Origin of the sequence: Sphingobium sp. B10D7B (genome assembly GCF_025961955.1) — a bacterium.
Taxonomy (GTDB): Bacteria; Pseudomonadota; Alphaproteobacteria; order Sphingomonadales; family Sphingomonadaceae; genus Sphingobium.
Genome location: NZ_JAOQOQ010000001.1, coordinates 308,739 through 325,946 on the forward strand (window position 1 = coordinate 308,739; position 17,208 = coordinate 325,946).

Annotated in this window: 18 protein-coding genes and 1 pseudogene; 16 read left to right on the top strand and 3 right to left on the bottom strand. The window is 65.1% G+C overall.

The features are described from left to right. Positions 1 to 69: 69 nt before the first annotated feature. Positions 70 to 537 (bottom strand): SRPBCC family protein, encoded by a 468-nt coding sequence (locus tag M2331_RS01395; RefSeq protein WP_181558632.1) that lies wholly within the window; start codon positions 535 to 537, stop codon positions 70 to 72. Between the two features lie 70 nt (positions 538 to 607). Here M2331_RS01395 and M2331_RS01400 point away from each other — a divergent pair, with 70 nt between their 5' ends. From M2331_RS01400 to M2331_RS01450, 11 genes are all read left to right on the top strand, one after another. Beyond that, positions 608 to 949, top strand: coding sequence for an ArsR/SmtB family transcription factor (locus tag M2331_RS01400; RefSeq protein ID WP_181558633.1), 342 nt, complete (start codon positions 608 to 610; stop codon positions 947 to 949). Between the two features lie 281 nt (positions 950 to 1,230). After that, a complete protein-coding gene (gene thrS, locus M2331_RS01405) occupies positions 1,231 to 3,231 on the top strand; it encodes a threonine--tRNA ligase (RefSeq protein WP_181558634.1) in 2,001 nt (666 codons plus the stop codon). Between the two features lie 46 nt (positions 3,232 to 3,277). Continuing rightward, a complete protein-coding gene (locus M2331_RS01410) occupies positions 3,278 to 3,721 on the top strand; it encodes an acetyltransferase (protein WP_181558635.1) in 444 nt (147 codons plus the stop codon). A 224-nt stretch (positions 3,722 to 3,945) separates the two neighbouring features. Next, on the top strand, positions 3,946 to 4,482 hold the full coding sequence (infC, locus tag M2331_RS01415; protein ID WP_181558636.1) for a translation initiation factor IF-3: 537 nt from the start codon (positions 3,946 to 3,948) through the stop codon (positions 4,480 to 4,482). A gap of 120 nt (positions 4,483 to 4,602) precedes the next feature. Next, positions 4,603 to 6,075: a cysteine--tRNA ligase gene (gene cysS / locus M2331_RS01420; protein ID WP_181558637.1), complete on the top strand. Its 1,473-nt coding sequence runs from the start codon at positions 4,603 to 4,605 to the stop codon at positions 6,073 to 6,075. Further along, the gene (locus M2331_RS01425) at positions 6,068 to 7,033 is read left to right on the top strand and encodes a D-2-hydroxyacid dehydrogenase (RefSeq protein ID WP_181558638.1); all 966 of its coding nucleotides are present in this window, start codon (positions 6,068 to 6,070) and stop codon (positions 7,031 to 7,033) included. Before cysS ends, M2331_RS01425 begins: the two co-directional genes overlap by 8 nt. 9 nt (positions 7,034 to 7,042) lie before the next feature. Continuing rightward, on the top strand, positions 7,043 to 7,681 hold the full coding sequence (locus tag M2331_RS01430; RefSeq protein ID WP_181558639.1) for a YoaK family protein: 639 nt from the start codon (positions 7,043 to 7,045) through the stop codon (positions 7,679 to 7,681). 111 nt (positions 7,682 to 7,792) lie between these two features. Next, entirely contained in the window at positions 7,793 to 9,166 is a 1,374-nt protein-coding gene (locus M2331_RS01435; RefSeq protein ID WP_181558640.1) for a class II 3-deoxy-7-phosphoheptulonate synthase, read from the top strand. A 120-nt stretch (positions 9,167 to 9,286) separates the two neighbouring features. After that, on the top strand, positions 9,287 to 9,721 hold the full coding sequence (locus tag M2331_RS01440; RefSeq protein ID WP_181558641.1) for an RrF2 family transcriptional regulator: 435 nt from the start codon (positions 9,287 to 9,289) through the stop codon (positions 9,719 to 9,721). A 40-nt stretch (positions 9,722 to 9,761) separates the two neighbouring features. Then, positions 9,762 to 10,112 carry an arsenate reductase gene (locus M2331_RS01445; RefSeq protein WP_181558642.1) on the top strand — a complete coding sequence of 117 codons (351 nt, stop codon included), beginning with the start codon at positions 9,762 to 9,764 and terminating at the stop codon, positions 10,110 to 10,112. Between the two features lie 80 nt (positions 10,113 to 10,192). Continuing rightward, positions 10,193 to 10,381 carry a YMGG-like glycine zipper-containing protein gene (locus M2331_RS01450; protein ID WP_181558643.1) on the top strand — a complete coding sequence of 63 codons (189 nt, stop codon included), beginning with the start codon at positions 10,193 to 10,195 and terminating at the stop codon, positions 10,379 to 10,381. 18 nt (positions 10,382 to 10,399) lie between these two features. Here the strand turns inward: M2331_RS01450 and M2331_RS01455 are convergent, their stop codons facing one another. Further along, on the bottom strand, positions 10,400 to 11,197 hold the full coding sequence (locus M2331_RS01455; RefSeq protein ID WP_181558644.1) for an inositol monophosphatase family protein: 798 nt from the start codon (positions 11,195 to 11,197) through the stop codon (positions 10,400 to 10,402). 114 nt (positions 11,198 to 11,311) lie between these two features. On the opposite strand from M2331_RS01455, the gene M2331_RS01460 reads away from it, so the two are divergent. The 4 genes and pseudogenes from M2331_RS01460 (at position 11,312) to M2331_RS01475 (ending at position 14,757) form a co-directional block, all read left to right on the top strand. Continuing rightward, a complete protein-coding gene (locus M2331_RS01460) occupies positions 11,312 to 11,572 on the top strand; it encodes a hypothetical protein (protein WP_181558645.1) in 261 nt (86 codons plus the stop codon). A gap of 42 nt (positions 11,573 to 11,614) precedes the next feature. Next, a complete protein-coding gene (gene mutM / locus M2331_RS01465) occupies positions 11,615 to 12,424 on the top strand; it encodes a bifunctional DNA-formamidopyrimidine glycosylase/DNA-(apurinic or apyrimidinic site) lyase (RefSeq protein ID WP_181558646.1) in 810 nt (269 codons plus the stop codon). A gap of 35 nt (positions 12,425 to 12,459) precedes the next feature. Then, on the top strand, positions 12,460 to 13,053 hold the full coding sequence (locus M2331_RS01470) for a Pr6Pr family membrane protein (RefSeq protein WP_181558647.1): 594 nt from the start codon (positions 12,460 to 12,462) through the stop codon (positions 13,051 to 13,053). Between the two features lie 197 nt (positions 13,054 to 13,250). After that, positions 13,251 to 14,757, top strand: a pseudogene (locus tag M2331_RS01475) (PAS domain-containing protein). An 8-nt stretch (positions 14,758 to 14,765) separates the two neighbouring features. Here the strand turns inward: M2331_RS01475 and M2331_RS01485 are convergent. Next, entirely contained in the window at positions 14,766 to 16,556 is a 1,791-nt protein-coding gene (locus M2331_RS01485; protein WP_181558648.1) for an aminopeptidase P family protein, read from the bottom strand. 168 nt (positions 16,557 to 16,724) lie between these two features. Here M2331_RS01485 and M2331_RS01490 point away from each other — a divergent pair, with 168 nt between their 5' ends. Next, positions 16,725 to 17,171, top strand: a complete 447-nt coding sequence (locus tag M2331_RS01490; RefSeq protein ID WP_181558649.1) for a PAS domain-containing protein — start codon at positions 16,725 to 16,727, stop codon at positions 17,169 to 17,171. Positions 17,172 to 17,208 lie beyond the last annotated feature (37 nt).

Here is a 17,208-nt window from a genome sequence, read left to right on the forward strand (position 1 = left end):
CACATGAAGGGAGGATGACGAATTGGTGACGGGTGGGGTCTCGTCAGGTCAGCGCGCAGGGACAGCTCATCACTTATAAAATCCGTCGCGCAGATTCACCCCATGCTCCAGCCACATGCGCATGGCGCAGAGCATGCCGGTCCAGCCTTCGCAATTGCCGTAGGATGCCTTGAGGCCCGCTGCATTGTCGCGCCAGCCTTCTTCGCTGATCTGCACATGGGTTCGTCCGTCGTCCAGCGCGGCAAAGGTCATGGTCACGGTGGTGAGCGCGCGGCCCTGCGCGTCCGGCGTCACGGCGTCGTCCGCACCGGCCCAGCGCAGCACGATGCGGGCATTCTGCTCCACCTCGACCACCTCGACGGGGAATGCGCCGGGAAAATCATGAAAGTCCCAGGTCACCGTTGCGCCGGGTTCCAGTCGCCCCTGCGCCCCGCCCGTGGTGAAGAATTGGGAGAGGTGGGCCGGGTTCACCACGGCCTCAAATACCTCATGCACGGGCTCGTCGACCCGCCCGCCGACCGTGAACTTCAGCTTCATGCTCTATCCTCTCGCAAAGGAAGCACCACCGACTCTTGATCGGGCGACTCATATGTTATAAAAACATAACATGTCAACGCAGACTGAAATCGCAAGGCCCGATACGGACAATGAGGATGCCGCCGACGCGCTGTTCAAGGCGCTCGGCCACCGCGCTCGCCGCCGGATGCTCGATGCGCTCAAGGGCGGCCCTCAGACTACCGGTATGCTGTGCGCGCTCCTGCCGGAGCTGGATCGCTGCACGGTCATGCAGCATCTGGGCGTGCTGGAAAGCGCCGGGCTGGTGATCGCCGAGAAGCGTGGGCGCGAGCGGTGGAATCACCTCGACGCACTGCCCATCCACGCGATCCACGAGCGCTGGATCGGCCCTTATGCGGCATATGCGGCGTCGATGCTTGCTCGGCTGCGCTGAATCGACGACGCTGTAAGGAATGCCCGCCAGCAGGTGACAAACCTCCGCGCTCCCCTTATGAAAGCCGCGATGCCTCGTCTGCGCTTCACAGTCGCGACTACGCCCCTCACCCGGACTAGCACCGGGGTCGTCGGCACGCGCCTCATCGATTGAAGCGCGCAGGACCGAAGGCCCCATCCCAGCAGCGGATCGGGGCGGTCATGCGCATCCGGTCCGTTCCGCCTCTTCCCAAGTCTATCGCACTTGCCTAAGCGGCAAGCCGCACAGCAGGAACCAGACCGATGACGCAACAGGTGACAATCACGCTCCCCGATGGCTCGCAGCGCGAGGTTGCGCGCGGCACCACGCCGGCGGACATCGCCGCCGCGATCGGCCCCGGCCTCGCCAAGGCGGCGCTGGCCGCGCGGGTGGATGGCGAGCTGGTCGACATCACCCGCCCGCTGGAGGCAGATGCGCAGCTGGCGCTGGTGACGGCCAGGGACGAGGCGGACGCGTTGGAGCTGGTCCGCCACGATTATGCGCATATCCTCGCCGAGGCGGTACAGGCGCTGTTCCCGGGCACGCAGATCACCTTCGGCCCGTCCACGGACGATGGCTTCTATTATGACGTCGCGGCGCCGGCGGATCGCGGGCCGTTCACCGAGGAAGACCTGCCCGCCATCGAGGCGAAGATGCGCGAGATCATCGCTGCCGACAAGCCACTGCGCCGAGAGGTCTGGACCCGCGAGCAGCTGGTCGAGCGCTGGACGGGGCAGGGCGAGCGCTTCAAAGCCGAGTGGGCGGCCGAACTGCCCGGCGACGAGGATCTGACCGTCTACTGGTCCGGCAGTGACTGGCTGGACATGTGTCGCGGGCCGCATCTCGCTTCCACCGGCAAGGTCGATCCGCAGGCCTTCAAGCTCACGCGCGTCTCCGGCGCTTATTGGCGCGGCGACCAGAAGAACGCGATGCTCTCGCGCATCTACGGCACCGGCTGGCTCAACAAGAAGCAGCTCGACGCGCATCTGCTCCGGCTGGAGGAAGCCGCCAAGCGCGACCATCGCAAGATCGGGCAGGAGATGGACCTGTTCCACCTCCAGCAGGAAGCGCATGGCAGCGTGTTCTGGCATCCGCAGGGCTTCGTCATCTGGCGCCAGCTCGAGGCCTATATGCGCCGCGCCATCGATGATGCGGGCTACAATGAAGTGAAGACCCCGCAGGTGATGGACGCGCGCCAGTGGGAGCAGTCCGGCCACTGGGGCAAATATCGCGAGAATATGTTCGTCATCCCCGACGAGGTGCCGAACGTCGAGGATGAAGGCCCGCTGGTGTCGGACGATGCGCAGTGGATGGCGCTCAAGCCGATGAACTGCCCGGCGCATGTCCTCATCTTCCGCCAGGGCATCAAGAGCTATCGCGATCTGCCGTTGCGCATCTACGAGAATGGCTGCTGCCACCGCAACGAGCCGCATGGCGCGCTGCACGGCCTGATGCGCGTGCGCCAGTTCACGCAGGACGATGCGCACATCTTCTGCCGCGAGGACCAGATCGTCGATGAAGTCCGCGCCTTCTGCGCGCTGGCCGACCGCATCTACAAGGACTTCGGCTTTACCTATTCGATCAAACTCGCGCTGCGCCCGGAGAAGCGCTTCGGCTCGGACGAGATGTGGGATCTGGCGGAGACGGAACTGCGCAACGCCGTCATCGCCGCTGGCCTTGCGACGGACGAGTATGGCTGGGAGGAGCTGCCCGGCGAAGGCGCTTTCTATGCGCCCAAGCTGGAATGGCACCTGACCGACGCCATCGGCCGCACCTGGCAGGTCGGCACCATCCAGTCCGACCGGGTCCTGCCCGAGCGGCTGGACGCGAGCTATGTTGGCGAGGATGGCGCCCGCCACCGCCCGGTGATGCTCCACCGCGCGATCTTCGGCAGCTATGAGCGCTTCATCGGCATCCTCATCGAGCATTATGCCGGCAAATTCCCGCTGTGGCTGGCGCCGGTGCAGGCAGTGGTCGCGACCATCGTCTCGGATGCGGACGGCTATGCGACCGAGGTGGTCGAGAAGCTGCGCGCCGCAGGCATCCGCGCCGAGACCGATCTGCGCAACGAGAAGATCAACTACAAGGTGCGCGAGCACAGCCTCGGGCGCGTGCCCAACCTGCTGGTCGTCGGCCGTCGCGAGGCGGAAGAGGGCACCGTCGCCCTGCGCCGCCTCGGTAGTGACGAGCATCAGAAGGTGCTGAGCGTGGATGAGGTCATCGCGCAACTGGTGGCGGAAGCCACGCCGCCGGATTTGGCCTAACCCTAGCCCCTCCCCTGAAGAGGAGGAGCTAGATGATGAGAAGCCGATGAGCATCCACATCCGCAAGGCGACTCCGGCCGATCTGCCGCGCGCGCTGGCGATCTGGCGGGCGGCGGTCGATGCGACGCATGGCTTTCTCACGCGAGAGGACCGGGTTGAGATCGACCGCATGGTCGAGCACGAGCATCTTCCTTCGGTCGACCTTTGGGTCGCGACGGACGCCGCCGGCACCGTCCAGGCCTTTCTCGGCATGGGTGAGGACGAGATCGATTCGCTGTTCGTCGATCCGGCCGTCCATGGTCAGGGCTATGGCAGCGCTCTTGTCGCGCATGCTCTGGCGCTGGTGCCCGGTGCGAAGGTGGATGCCAGCGAACAGGCGCCTCAGGCCATCGCCTTTTACGAAGCGCGCGGTTTCGTGCGCACGGGGCGCTCGGAGACCGATCCGGCAGGGCGGCCCTACCCGCTCATCCATTTCCGCCATCCGGGCTGAGGGATGCCGCAACGCCCGGCTCGCTCATCATACGGCCTCGCTGATGATGGCCCTTGCCGTGAGCGGCTTGCGATCCTAAATGCACGGTGCACGCAACTGTGGCCTTCGCGCCGCAGTCCGCCTCGTGTCGCGCTACGGCCTCTTTCCGTTCTCATGGAAAACCGGTAAGGTGCGCATCTCGCATATGTGAATTGGCAACAGGAGAAACTGCTATACGTCCCCCTATGATGCGCCGCCCGATGGCGCCACAGCCCGCGAACGGCCCCCGCTACAATGAGTTCATCAGTGTGCCCAAGGTGCGCGTCATTGATGAAGAGGGCGAGAATCTGGGCGTCATGTTCACGCGCGAGGCGATCGAGCAGGCAGCGGACGTTGGTCTGGACCTGGTAGAGGTCTCTCCCAATGCAGACCCGCCGGTCTGCAAGTTCCTGGACATCGGCAAGTATAAGTACGAGGCCCAGAAAAAGGCGAATATCGCCCGCAAGACCCAGAAGACGCAGGAGATCAAGGAGATCAAGATGCGTCCTAACATCGACGATCATGATTATGATACGAAGATGAAGAAGGTCGTCGATTTCATCGGCGAGGGCGACAAGGTGAAGGTCACGCTGCGCTTCCGCGGCCGTGAAATGGCGCACCAGCAGCTCGGCATGCAACTGCTCCAGCGCGTCGCCGAGAATACGGCCGAGATCGCCAAGGTCGAATCCTATCCGCGCCTGGAAGGCCGGCAGATGCTCATGGTGCTCGCACCCAAGGGCTGAGATTTTCGGTCAGGGGCGGTGATTGTGCCGCCCTCGACCATTTCTGTTGTCGCTCCGGTCTGCGCGCGGCCGTTCGTGCCCTGTTGACCCGCGCGCTGGCTGCGCTCACATGGGCGCGCCATGATCCAAGCCCCGTCTCTCAAGCTCTTCAACAGTCTCACGCGCCAACTCGAGCCGTTCGATCCCGTCCACCCCGGTGAGGCGCGGGTCTATAGCTGTGGGCCGACGGTCTATAATTACCCGCACATCGGCAACATGCGCGCTTATGTGTTCGCCGATACGCTCGGGCGGACGCTGAGCTTCAAGGGCTTCAAACTCACGCATGTCATCAACATTACCGATGTCGGCCACCTGACCGACGATGGCGATGCGGGCGAGGACAAGATGGAGAAGATGGCCGCGCAGCAGGCGCAGTCCATCTGGGACATCGCCAAGCATTACACGCAAGCCTATTGGGCGGACGTGGAGGCGCTCAACATCCGCCAGCCGGCGCACTGGTCGATCGCCACCGATTTCGTGCCGCAGATGATCGAGTTCGCCAAAAGCATTGCCGTGCAGCATTGCTATGAGCTGCCGACCGGCCTCTATTTCGATACCAGCACGGTCGCCGATTATGGCCGCCTTGCCCGCGCCGCGACGGACGAGGGCGAGAGCCGCATCGATCCGGTCGAGGGCAAGCGCCACGCCGCCGATTTCGCGATCTGGCGCAGGACGCCGCCCGGTGAGACGCGCCAGATGGAATGGGACTCGCCCTGGGGCAAGGGCGCGCCGGGCTGGCATCTGGAATGCTCAGTCATGAGCCGCGCGCTGCTGGGGCTTCCGTTCGATATCCATACCGGTGGCATCGATCATCGCGAGATCCATCACCCCAATGAAATCGCCCAGAATCAGGCGATCCAGGGCTATGATGCCGATCATGGCCATCTCGATTGCGCGGCCCATTCCGGCGCACGGCTGTGGATGCACAATAATTTCCTGATCGATCGCACCGGCAAGATGAGCAAATCGTCAGGCGAGTTCCTGCGGCTGCAATTGCTCATCGACCGGGGCTATCATCCGCTCGCTTACCGCATGATGTGCCTGCAGGCGCATTACCGCTCGGAGTTGGAGTTCAGCTGGGACAATCTCGGCGCGGCGCTGACCCGGCTCAAGCGCATGCTGATGAGCGCGGCACCTCTGCGTGATGTGGCTGCGGCTGGTGCGGTGACGCATCCCAAGCTCACGCCCTTGCTGGAGCGCTTCGATGCAGCGATCAGCGATGATCTCAACACGCCGGTCGCGCTGACCGTGCTGGACGAGGCGCTGGCGATGAAGAAAGTGCCGGCCGAGGAGAAGCGCGCGCTGATCGAGGCGATGGAAGCCGTGCTCGGCCTCGGGCTGTTCACGCTGGAGCGGGAAGCGCTGCGCCTGCGCCCGAAGACTGCCGCCATTGACGAGGAGGCGATCGGGGCGCTGATGGACCAGCGCAAGGCTGCGCGGGCCGAAAAGGACTTCGCGGCCTCGGACGCGCTGCGCGACCAGTTGCTCGCCGCCGGTGTCGAGGTGATGGATGGCGATCCGCTCGGTTGGGAATGGAGGCTCGAACATGAGTGATAAGCCGCTGATTGTCGTGCCGGAAATATACCGCGAGGCGCTGGAGGACAGCCTTGGCGCAGAGCTGGCCGGGCGCGTGACGCTGCGCGGCTTCTCGACGCCTGAGGAGGCCATGGCCCTGGCGCCAGAAGCCGAGATTGGCTGGTTCGACGAGTTCGCCGGCGGCGTCTACGGCAGGGCTCCACGTGTCGCGGTAAAGGCCAAATGGCTCAACACGGTTATCGTGGGCTTCGATGCATTTCCGATCGATGAGATGCGCGCGCGCGGCCAGATCTTCACCAATGGCGCCGGCCTGATGCCGGATGTGATTGCGGATTATGCCGTGATGGGCGCGCTCGTGCTCGCCAAGCGGCTGGACGAGGTGGTGCGCGCGCATGATCGGCAGACCTGGCTGACGCGCTCCCCGGGCACATTCGAACTGCGCGGCGCGCGGGCGCTGGTGATCGGCTATGGCGCAATCGGCCGGGAGATCGGCACCCGGCTGCGCAGTTTTGGCGTGGCAGTTACCGGGGTGCGGCGATCAGCGGATCACGCCGACTCCGTCATCGGCCCGGGCGACTGGCGACTGCGGCTCGCCGAGTTTGATTTCGTCATCGTCGCCGCCCCCAATACCAGCGAAACCCGGGAGATGATCGGCGCCGAGGAACTGGCCGCCATGAAGCCCGGTGCGCGGTTGATCAATATTGCGCGGGGCGATCTCATCGATCAGCCAGCGCTCATTGCCGCGCTGGAGTCCGGGCATCTGGGCGGCGCGTTTCTGGACGTCGCGACGCCCGAACCATTGCCGCCCGAGGACCCGCTCTGGCGCGCGCCGAACATTCTCATCACCATGCACCTCTCGGGGCGCAGCCAGAATAGCGCCTTCCAGCGCGGCGCGGAGCGTTTTGTGCGCAACATCCGCCATTATCTGGCCGGCGAACCGCTGGAGTATGTTGCCGACCTTCATCGCGATTATTAGGCGAGGGCGATGCTGAGGTCCGATGCCCGCCTGCTGAGCCTCGCCATTGCGCTCTCTGCTCTGGCCGGTTTCGTGGATGCCCTTGGCTTCCTGACCGCTGGGGGTTTTTTCGTGTCGTTCATGAGCGGCAACTCCACGCGACTGGCGGTGGGGATCAGCGAGGGCTCCCATGCCGCTTTGACAGCTGCGAGCTTGATTGCCGGCTTTGTGACGGGTGTCGTGATCGGCGGCCTCGTCGGTCACCATGCAAAGGCGCGGCGCCGTTCCGCCGTCCTTGCGCTCGTCACGGCCCTGCTACTGGTGGCGGCACTTTCTGCCCCCGTCTCGCCGACCCTTGCGCTCGCGGCGATGGTCATGGCGATGGGCGCGGAAAATGCCGCGCTGGCCGACAATGGCGAGGTGAAGGTCGGCCTCACTTACATGACCGGTGCGCTTGTCCGGCTCGGCCAGGCGCTCGCCAATCGCCTCACCGGCAAGGATGCGAGCCACTGGCGCGTCGACCTTGGCCTGTGGAGCGGGCTGATGACGGGCGCGATTACCGGCGCGCTGGCTTATGCGAGCCTCGGCTTTTCGGCGCTGTGGATTGCGGCGGGCCTGGCTTTGACGCTCACCCTGCTCGCCGCGCGTTTCACGTCAGCGCCGCGCTGAGCATCCTGTTCCCATCCCGCCTTGCCTCGCTGACCTCAAACGGGTAGGGGCTTGCCCCTTGTCCGCCACACCCCATGTTGTGGCGCGAATACGCTTGGAGTCTGGAATATCATGACGGCGAAATGGTCGCCCGCGAGCTGGCGGGATCATGAAGGGTTGCAAATGCCGATCTATCGCGATGCTGCGGCACTCGCGGCAGCCGAGGCGCAGCTTGGGACCTTTCCGCCGCTCGTATTTGCAGGCGAGGCCCGCAACCTGACGGCCGATCTGGCCAAGGTCGCCAATGGCGAGGCGTTCCTGCTGCAGGGCGGGGACTGCGCCGAATCCTTCGCCGAGTTCCACCCGAATAACATTCGCGACACGTTCCGCGTGCTGCTGCAGATGGCGGTGGTGCTCACCTTCGCCAGCAAGCTGCCGGTGGTGAAGGTCGGTCGCATGGCCGGCCAGTTCGCCAAGCCGCGTTCGGCCGGGACCGAGACGATCGATGGGGTCGAGCTGCCGAGCTATCGCGGGGATAATGTGAACGACATCGCGTTCACGGCGGACGGCCGCGAGCCCGATCCGGCGCGCATGATCCGCTCCTACAATCAGTCGGCCGCCACGCTCAACCTGCTGCGCGCTTTCTCGACCGGTGGCTATGCCAGCCTCGACAAGGTGCATGGCTGGATGCTGGATTTCATGGGCCGCAGCCCCTGGGCCCAGAAGTTCAGCGAGATGGCCGATCGCATCGGTGAGGCGCTGGACTTCATGAAGGCCTGCGGTCTCTCGCCGGACACGGTGCCCCAGCTTGGCGGCACCAGCTTCTACACCAGCCACGAGGCGCTGCTGCTGCCTTATGAGCAGGCCCTGACCCGTCAGGATTCGCTCACCGGCCAGTGGTACGACACCAGCGCGCACATGCTGTGGATCGGCGACCGGACCCGCTTCGAGGGCTCTGCCCATGTCGAGTATCTGCGCGGCATCGGCAATCCCATCGGCATGAAGGTCGGGCCGAGCCTGCAGCCCGATGTGCTGCTGCGCCTGCTTGATGCGCTGAACCCGCGCCGCGAGGCCGGGCGGATCACGCTCATCACGCGCTATGGCCATGACAAGATCGAGGGCGCGCTGCCCCCGCTCGTGCGGGCGGTGATGCGCGAAGGGCATCCGGTGGTGTGGTCGTGCGACCCGATGCACGGCAATGTCATCAAGGCGGCCAATGGCTACAAGACGCGCCCGTTCGAGCGCATCCTCGCCGAGGTGCGCGGCTTCTTCGCCGTGCATCGTGCCGAGGGCAGCTTCGGCGGCGGCATCCATGCCGAGATGACGGGCCAGAACGTCACCGAATGCACTGGCGGCGCGATCGACATCACCGAGCAGAGCCTGGCGGATCGCTACCACACGCATTGCGACCCGCGCCTCAACGCGGCGCAGAGCCTGGAGCTGGCTTTCCTGCTGGCCGAAATGCTCAACGACGAGCTGGCCGAGCGGCGCAAGCAGGCCGCTTAACAATCGGAAGGGCCGTGGCGCGCGTCACGGCCCGTTCCCGAGATTGAAAAAGAACCGCTATCGAGCGATTGCACGGGCTTGCCCCTTGCGCGGACGGCATTCTCTGCCAAATAGGTTGGTATGCTTTCGCAACGCACGCGATATTCCATCCGCGCTCTCCAGCACCTCGCGCGGCATTATGGTGAGGGGCCAATCCAGCTCACCGATATTGCGGTCGCGCAGAATATCCCGGCCAAATTTCTGACCGTGATCCTGTCCGAACTCAGCCGTGCGGGCCTCGTGGCGACGCGGCGGGGGCGGGAAGGCGGCTATTGGCTGGCATTGCCGCCGATCGACATCCGCTATGGCGACATCTTCCGGCTCACCGATGGCGCGCTGGCGCTCGTGCCCTGTGCCAGCCGCTATGCACATCAGCCCTGCAAGAACTGTTTGCCGGAAGATGAGTGCGAGTTGCGGCGCATCATGCTCAAGGTCCGGGACGAGACCGCCGCCATCCTCGACCGCCTGACGCTGGCCGACAAATTCGAGGATGCCGAAGTCGGCGCGCCGGCCTGATCGCTTTCGACCTTCCAGTCTGTATTCCAAGGAGAGAGCATTGTCCCTGACCCTGCACGGCATCCCCAATTGCGACACGGTGAAGAAGGCCCGCAAGTGGCTCGACGATCAGGGCATCGCGCATGATTTTCGCGATTATAAGAAGGCCCCGCCGACGCCGGCAGAGCTGGCCGACTGGTCAGAACAGGCAGGGTGGGACGTGCTGCTCAACCGCGCCGGTACGACGTTCCGCAAACTGCCGGATGATGCCAGGGCCGGGATCGATGAGGCCAAGGCCATCGCGCTGATGGTCGAGCATCCCTCGATGATCAAGCGCCCGGTGGTAACGGGAGCAAGCGCCCTGCTGGTCGGTTTCAAGCCGGATCAGTGGCAGGCGGTTCTCAAGGCCTAGGCCCGGGCGCCGCAGCGGTCGGGAACGACGCGGAGGCTTTGCGCATTTGTTCAGCAGGAATTTGCTGGAAGGAATGCATCATGAAACTCGTTCTGATCGGCCTCATCACGGCCAGTGCGTTGGCTGTTTCGGGTTGTTCGACCCTGAAGGGCGCCGGCATCGGCGCGGCGGCGGGCGCCGGTACGGCTGCCGTGACCGGCAATGACGTCGGCAAGGGTGCCGCTGTTGGCGGTGCGGCCGGCGCCGTGGTCGGGACGGTCGTCGACTAAAAACGCGGCCCTGGCCCGTCAGTCGTGATGATGGGACAGGGCGCCGATGACGTCTTCGAGGCGGGCGGGATCGCCCATGGCGATGACGTCGCCGGCGCTCGCTTCATGGAGCGGCTCGCCTGACCAGTCGCACATGTGCCCGCCGGCACCCTCAACCACCGGGACGAGCGCTGCGAAGTCGTGGAGTTTGAGGCCGGTTTCGCAGACGATGTCGACATGGCCGCTCGCCAGCAGGCCGTAATTATAGCAGTCGCCGCCATAGATCGGGCCCTGACCCAGTCGGTCGCCAGCAACGGCTGCGGCGAGCGCCAGATAATGTTCGCCATCATGTGCGCTGAACAAATGCGGGCTGGTCGTCGCCAATTGCGCCCCTTCCAGAGCCCGGCATCGCCGGGTGCGCGCAGGCTTGCCGTTGAACAATGTCGGCTGGCCCATGGCGCCGACCCAACGTTCTCCACTGATTGGCTGATCGATGATGCCGAGGATCGGCCAGCCGTCCTGCATCAAGGCGATCAGCGTCCCGAAGATCGGGCGGCCCGCGATGAAGCTGCGCGTGCCATCGATGGGGTCGAGCACCCATTGGCGTGATGCCCCTTCGCGGACCGTGCCGAATTCCTCGCCGATGATGCCATCCGCCGGACGCTGCGCATCCAGAAGGCCGCGCATCGCCAATTCCGCCGCGCGATCGGCTTCGGTTACCGGCGAGGCGTCGGCCTTGGCCTCGATATCGTAAGGCGCGCGGAAAAACGGGCGGATCGCGGCGCCCGCTGCGTCGGCAAGGGCACTGGCGAGGGTGATGTCATCGGGAAGAGCCATGGCATTTCGCTACGGAGAAAGCCGCCGAAGAGCCAGCGGTTTTCGCGCACGTTCCTCGCTAAAGAGACGGCGCGTCGATCCGTTTTTTGAGGGCATGAGCAAAGAGCCCCGACCATGCGCCTGCTGATGTGGGTCCTGACCCTCGGCTTTGCCTTTGGCGCGATGGGGCTGTGGCTGGACGGCGCTTTTCTGGGGGCTCGGCTAGTGGCTCTGGGGCTGGGCGCGCTGGCTGTCCTCGCCTGCCCGTTCCTGTGGGCGCGGCCCGATGGGCTGGTGCCCGATGAACTGGCGGTGCCCGGCAAGGCGCGGCTGATGCTGGCGCTGGCGCTGCTCTTCTGCGCGCCGCTGCTGCTGCCCTGGCAACTTTGGCTCTGATGCCTGTTGGCGCAGGCCGCGCGTCGGCCTATGCCTGCAGGAATGCCTGAGCTTCCCGAAGTCGAAACCACCGTTGCCGGCCTGCGTCAGGTGCTCGACGGGGCGCAACTCACGCTGGTCGAGCCGCGCCGGGCGGACCTGCGCTTTCCCTTCCCGGTCGATCTGCGCCAGCGGCTCACCGGGGCGCGAATCACCGGGCTGGGCCGGCGCGCCAAATATGGCCTGATCGATACCGATCGCGGCGACACCATGATCTTCCACCTCGGCATGTCCGGGCGCTGGCGGATCGACCCGAGCGAGGTGGGCAAGCACGATCATCTGCTGCTGGAGACGGCCAGCCACCGCCTTGCCCTCAATGACCCGCGTCGGTTCGGGTTCGTGCACCTCACACCAACCGATGCGCTGGACGCTTATCCGCCTTTCGCGGCCCTTGGCCCCGAGCCGCTGGGCGATGCGCTGACGGCCGACTATCTGGCGCAGGCGCTGGAGGGGCGGGCGGCACCGATCAAGGCGATGCTGCTGGACCAGCGGATCATCGCCGGGCTGGGCAATATCTACGTGTGCGAGGCGCTGAACATCGCCCGCATATCGCCGACGCGCGCGGCCGGGCGGATCTCGCGGGCGCGGCTCGCGCGGCTGGTCGAGGCCATTCGCGCGGTGCTGGTGGCCGCCATTGCCGCCGGCGGCTCCACGCTGCGCGATTATGCGCGGCCGGATGGCGAACTCGGCTATTTCGCCAAGGACTGGCGCGTCTATGGGCGGGAAGGACTGGCCTGCCCCTGCGGCGGCACGGTGAAGCGCCGGGTCGATTCAGGCCGCTCCACCTTTTACTGCCCCACTTGCCAGAGCTAGGCCGAGAGATGCGCTCACCCACCAAGACGCTGTCCATGTCCGCGCGCATCGCGGCGCTGCTTGTCGGCCTCATCGCCTTCGCCGGACTCTCGATCCGCTTTGCCGTCTCTCTGGAGACGACGGGCTCACCCCAGGCCGCCGCGTGGACGATGCTGCGCTTCTTCACGGTGATCGGCAATCTGCTCAGCTGCGTGGTGCTGTTCGGCGTGGCGCTGGGGGCGAAGGCACCGAGTCATCCCCGCCGGCTGGCAGGCGTGATGCTGGCCATGGGACTGATCGGCATCGTCTATGCAGTGCTGCTGCGCGCGACGGAAAGCCTCAGCGGCCCCGCCGAGACCTCGAACCTCCTGCTCCATTACATCGCCCCGCCTGCGGTGGCGCTCTACTGGCTCGTGTTCGTGCCCAAGGGACGGCTAGTCTATGCCGATACGCTGCGCTGGGCGCTGCTGCCATTGGCTTATCTGGCCTATGCCATCGGGCGGGCGCAGTTCGATGGGCGCTATCCCTATCCCTTCCTCGATGTCTCCCGCCACGGCTGGGCGCAGGTTGGCGTGACCGTGGGCCTCATCGCTTTGGGCTTCATGCTTGTCGGAGCCGTGGTGGTGTGGATCGACCGCCGGTTGGGATGAATCCGCCGCAGAGATCGCGAAACGACTGATTGAGAGACACTTCCTGCGACGAAATCTCGCAGATACGCAAAAGTCCGCATGGACTTCCGCCTTTGCGCTCCTACATGGGTGTCTCCCCATGACGATCTTGCTCCTCACATATTGGCCCTTTTCAAGCGCGCAGCCTTGTGTCTGCCGAGGCCGGATTGTGAGCGCCCATGGCGAGCGCTGAGAGCAACCTCGGCGCTGTTTCGCCCGAAGAGCGCATCACGCTTGAGGCCTATGAGATCGACGGGCTGTTCGGTGACGAGGAACTGACCCGGATCGTCGAGTTTGCCGGCCAGCTTTGCGATTGCCCCATCGCGCTGGTCAGCTTGGTTGAAGAGCATCGCCAGAGGTTCGTGGCGAAGACCGGGATCGACGCCACCGAGACGCCCAGGAGCATGTCTTTCTGCGCGCACGCAATGCTGGGCCATGATGTCATGGACGTAGGCGACGCGACGCAGGACGCTCGTTTTCAGGATAATCCGCTCGTCACCGGCGAACCGCATATTCGCTTTTATGCCGGGGCGCCGCTTGTATCCAAGAGTGGCGAGGCGCTGGGGTCGTTGTGTGTCATTTCGCCCGAACCGCGCGCTAGGCTGACCGACATTCAACGTCAGGGCCTCACCGTCTTGGCGGAAGCCACGATGCGGCGGCTGGAGGCCCGACGGGTCATGCTGGCGCATCGGGCTTGGGAGAATGCCGCCGAAGCTGATCTGGCGGCGAGCGAGGAGCGCTTCCGGGTGCTGGCCGACGCCATGCCCCAGATGGTCTGGTCCACGCGGGCCGATGGATATCATGATTATTACAATGCGCGTTGGTACGAATTTACCGGTGCGCAGCTCGGCCGGACCGACGGGACCGGCTGGAACGGCCAGTTCCATCCGGACGATCAGGCCAAGGCTTGGGAGGTGTGGAGCCATTCGCTAGCCACCGGCGATCCCTATGAAATCGAATATCGCCTGCGCCGGTTCGATGGCGAATATCGCTGGACGCTCGGGCGCGCATTGCCGATCAGGGATGATGCCGGCAACATCGTGCGCTGGTTCGGCACCTGCACGGATATTCACGATCAGCGGATCATGCGCGAGCAGAAGGAGCTTCTCTCGCGCGAGCTGGTCCATCGCATCAAGAACATCTTCACGGTCATCGGCTCGCTGCTCTACCTCTCCAGTCGCGGCGTTCCCGAACTCAAGGGCTTCAGCTCGAAGATGAGCGACCAGATTGCCGCGCTGGGGCGGGCCTATGATTATGTGCAGCCGCGCGAGGGCGCGCAGACGCTGACGTTACAGGGGCTGCTCGGCGAATTGTTCGCGGCCTATAATCTGGAGGGCATTGAGCGCATCCGCATTCGCGGCGACGATGTGCTGCTCGCCGAAACCTACATGACCCCGATCGCGCTGGTGTTCCACGAACTGGCGACCAACGCCGTCAAATATGGTTCGCTCTCCTCGCCGGAATGGGTTTGTGGACCTGATGATCTCAGGATCTTCGGAACAGCTCCGGCTGGAGTGGCAGGAGAGCAAGGGCGACAGCGCGCCGCCCGGCGATCATCAGGGCTTCGGGTCCGATCTCATCCGGCTGAGCATCGAGCGCCAGTTGCGCGGCACCTTCGTGCGGGAATGGTTGCCGCGCGGCCTCAAGGTCACGACGACCATCCCCTATCGCCTGCAGGCGGCCTGACTCCCCTGTCAGTCAGCAGTCAGTGGCGCGCAGGCAGCCTGCAGCCATGCCAGCTCCTCGCCATCCAGCTGCGGCCCGATGATCTCCCGTGTGCGTGCGTGATAGGCGTCCACCCAGGCCCGTTCAGCCGGGGTCAGCCCGTCGACGGCGATGAGGGCGCGGTCGATCGGCGTATGGCTCAGCGTCTCGAAGGCATAGAAGGGCCGGTCGTTTTCGCCGGTGCCGCTCTCCACCACCAGCACCAGGTTCTCGATGCGGATGCCATATTCGCCGGTCTTGTAATAGCCCGGCTCGTTGGAGAGGATCATGCCGGGTTGCAGCGGTTCGTCCCCGCCGCCGAACGTCGCAATGCGCTGCGGGCCTTCATGCACCGAGAGGAAGCTGCCGACGCCGTGGCCGGTGCCATGGGCATAATCCAGCCCCTCGGCCCACAGGAATTGCCGGGCGAGCACGTCGAGCTGGCTGCCGCGCGTGCCAGCCGGAAACCGCGCGCAGGCGAGCGCAATATGGCCCTTGAGCACCAGCGTGAAGCGGTGCCGCATCTCCTGCGTGGGCGTGCCGATGGCCATGGTGCGGGTGATATCGGTCGTCCCGTCGCGATATTGCCCGCCCGAATCGACCAGCAGTAGGGTGCCCCCTTCAACCGGCCGGTTCGTCGCCTCGCTCGCCTTGTAATGGACGATGGCGCCATTGGGGCCAGAGCCGGAAATCGTGTCGAAGCTCAGGTCCACGAGTGCGCCGGTTTCTTCACGGAACGCCTGCAACCGGTCCGACACGCTGATTTCGGTCTGGCCGCCCCTGGGGCCTTCGATGGACAGCCAGTGGAGGAACTTGGCCATGGCCGCGGCGTCCCGCGCCTGCGCGGACTTGTGGCCGGCAATCTCGGTCTGGTTCTTCACGGCCTTGGGCAGAACAGCGGGATCGCGCAGCGGCTTGATCAGCGCGCCGGCCTTGTCCAGCGCCTCGAAGATTGCGGAGACGGCGCGGTCGGGGTCGACAGCGACGGCCTTGCCGGCAAGCCCTGCCAGCGCATCGGTGAAAGCGGCGCGGTCCAGAATGTCGACCGAATTGCCGAGATGCGCGCGCACATCGGCATCGATCTTGGCGGGGTCGACGAAGAGCTGCGCCTTGCCGTCTGCATGGAGCAGGGCATAAGCCAGCGCGACCGGCGTGTGGGTCACGTCCGCGCCGCGAATGTTGAAGGTCCAGGCGATCGAATCGAGCGCGGTGAGGACGGTGGCGTCCACGTCCTGCGCTTTCATCCAGTCCGCCATATCGGCGCGCTTGGCGGCGCTGCTCTGCCCGGCATAGCGGTCTTCATGCGGCACGAGGCGGGCCTTGCTGGGATCGGGCCGATCATCCCACACGGCATCGACGGGATTATGGTCGACCGGCACGAGCGTGGCGCCCTTGCTGGCAAGCGCACGCGTCGCCTCCTCGACCCAGCGGCGGGTGTGAAGCCAAGGATCATAGCCAATCCGTCCGCCAGCCGGGGCATGGACCCCGAGCCAGGTGGCGACGCTCGTTTGCGGCACGCTCTCGAACTGCCAGTGCGCGCCATCCACCTGATCGCGCACCTGCAAGGTATAGCGCCCATCCGTGAAGATCGCGGCTTCCTCCGGCAGGACCACCGCGCTGCCCGCCGAGCCCAGAAAACCGGTGAGCCAGGCGAGCCGCTGCGCATAGCCGCCGACATATTCGGACAGATGCTCATCGGTGAGCGGCACGACGAATCCGTCGAGCGACTGGCGGGACAACTGAGCGCGCAGCGCGCGCAGGCGATCTTCATGCGTAGACATGGACAAGCGTTCCTGTTTGCGCCCGCATTCGTTCATTTTTAAGGGGCGCTCGTTAATCTCTGCCGGACAGCATAAGCGTTTCCAGACGGCTTGCCAGCATTTGCCGCCACTGCTGGCAAACAAGACCGGGAACGCTCATGCGATCAGGACCAGAGCAAAGATCACCCTATGACCACCGGGCAAACGCCTTTTCTCACGCATAGCTGGCCGGTTTACGAGGCAAGCTGGCGCCTGCCGATCATGCCCATGGTGAATCGGGAGGAGAGCGCGCTGGACAATCAGGGCATTGGCCTGTGGAGCTGCCGGCTGACCGACGAAAGCCTGACATGGTCCAGAGCCGTCTACGATCTGTTCGGCATCCCCGTGGAAGAGAAGCTGACACGGTCGCTGGCGACATCGATCTATCTGGCGGACTCGCGGGCGGCGATGGAGTCGCTGCGGGCCTATGCGATTCGCCATCGTCGCGGTTTCACCATGGATGCGCGGCTGCGCCGGCCGGATGGCGCCTTGCGCTGGATGCGGCTGACGGCCGTGCCGGTGCTGTGCGAACGGCGTGTCGTGCGGCTCACCGGCACCAAGCAGGATGTCACGGCGGAGTATGAGACGCAGATGTGACGGCGGGGCTCCGCTCGTCTCGATAGGTCTGACATTG

Coding starts and splice junctions, on each gene's coding strand:
- M2331_RS01450 (WP_181558643.1), top strand. CDS start 10,193: ATGAAACTCGTTCTGATCGGCCTCATCACGGCCAGTGCGTTGGCTGTT.
- M2331_RS01395 (WP_181558632.1), bottom strand. CDS start 537: ATGAAGCTGAAGTTCACGGTCGGCGGGCGGGTCGACGAGCCCGTGCAT.
- M2331_RS01455 (WP_181558644.1), bottom strand. CDS start 11,197: ATGGCTCTTCCCGATGACATCACCCTCGCCAGTGCCCTTGCCGACGCA.
- M2331_RS01490 (WP_181558649.1), top strand. CDS start 16,725: ATGACCACCGGGCAAACGCCTTTTCTCACGCATAGCTGGCCGGTTTAC.
- M2331_RS01470 (WP_181558647.1), top strand. CDS start 12,460: ATGTCCGCGCGCATCGCGGCGCTGCTTGTCGGCCTCATCGCCTTCGCC.
- M2331_RS01440 (WP_181558641.1), top strand. CDS start 9,287: ATGCTTTCGCAACGCACGCGATATTCCATCCGCGCTCTCCAGCACCTC.
- M2331_RS01435 (WP_181558640.1), top strand. CDS start 7,793: ATGACGGCGAAATGGTCGCCCGCGAGCTGGCGGGATCATGAAGGGTTG.
- M2331_RS01485 (WP_181558648.1), bottom strand. CDS start 16,556: ATGTCTACGCATGAAGATCGCCTGCGCGCGCTGCGCGCTCAGTTGTCC.
- cysS (WP_181558637.1), top strand. CDS start 4,603: ATGATCCAAGCCCCGTCTCTCAAGCTCTTCAACAGTCTCACGCGCCAA.
- M2331_RS01430 (WP_181558639.1), top strand. CDS start 7,043: ATGCTGAGGTCCGATGCCCGCCTGCTGAGCCTCGCCATTGCGCTCTCT.
- M2331_RS01410 (WP_181558635.1), top strand. CDS start 3,278: ATGAGCATCCACATCCGCAAGGCGACTCCGGCCGATCTGCCGCGCGCG.
- M2331_RS01425 (WP_181558638.1), top strand. CDS start 6,068: ATGAGTGATAAGCCGCTGATTGTCGTGCCGGAAATATACCGCGAGGCG.
- thrS (WP_181558634.1), top strand. CDS start 1,231: ATGACGCAACAGGTGACAATCACGCTCCCCGATGGCTCGCAGCGCGAG.
- infC (WP_181558636.1), top strand. CDS start 3,946: ATGATGCGCCGCCCGATGGCGCCACAGCCCGCGAACGGCCCCCGCTAC.
- M2331_RS01460 (WP_181558645.1), top strand. CDS start 11,312: ATGCGCCTGCTGATGTGGGTCCTGACCCTCGGCTTTGCCTTTGGCGCG.
- mutM (WP_181558646.1), top strand. CDS start 11,615: ATGCCTGAGCTTCCCGAAGTCGAAACCACCGTTGCCGGCCTGCGTCAG.
- M2331_RS01400 (WP_181558633.1), top strand. CDS start 608: ATGTCAACGCAGACTGAAATCGCAAGGCCCGATACGGACAATGAGGAT.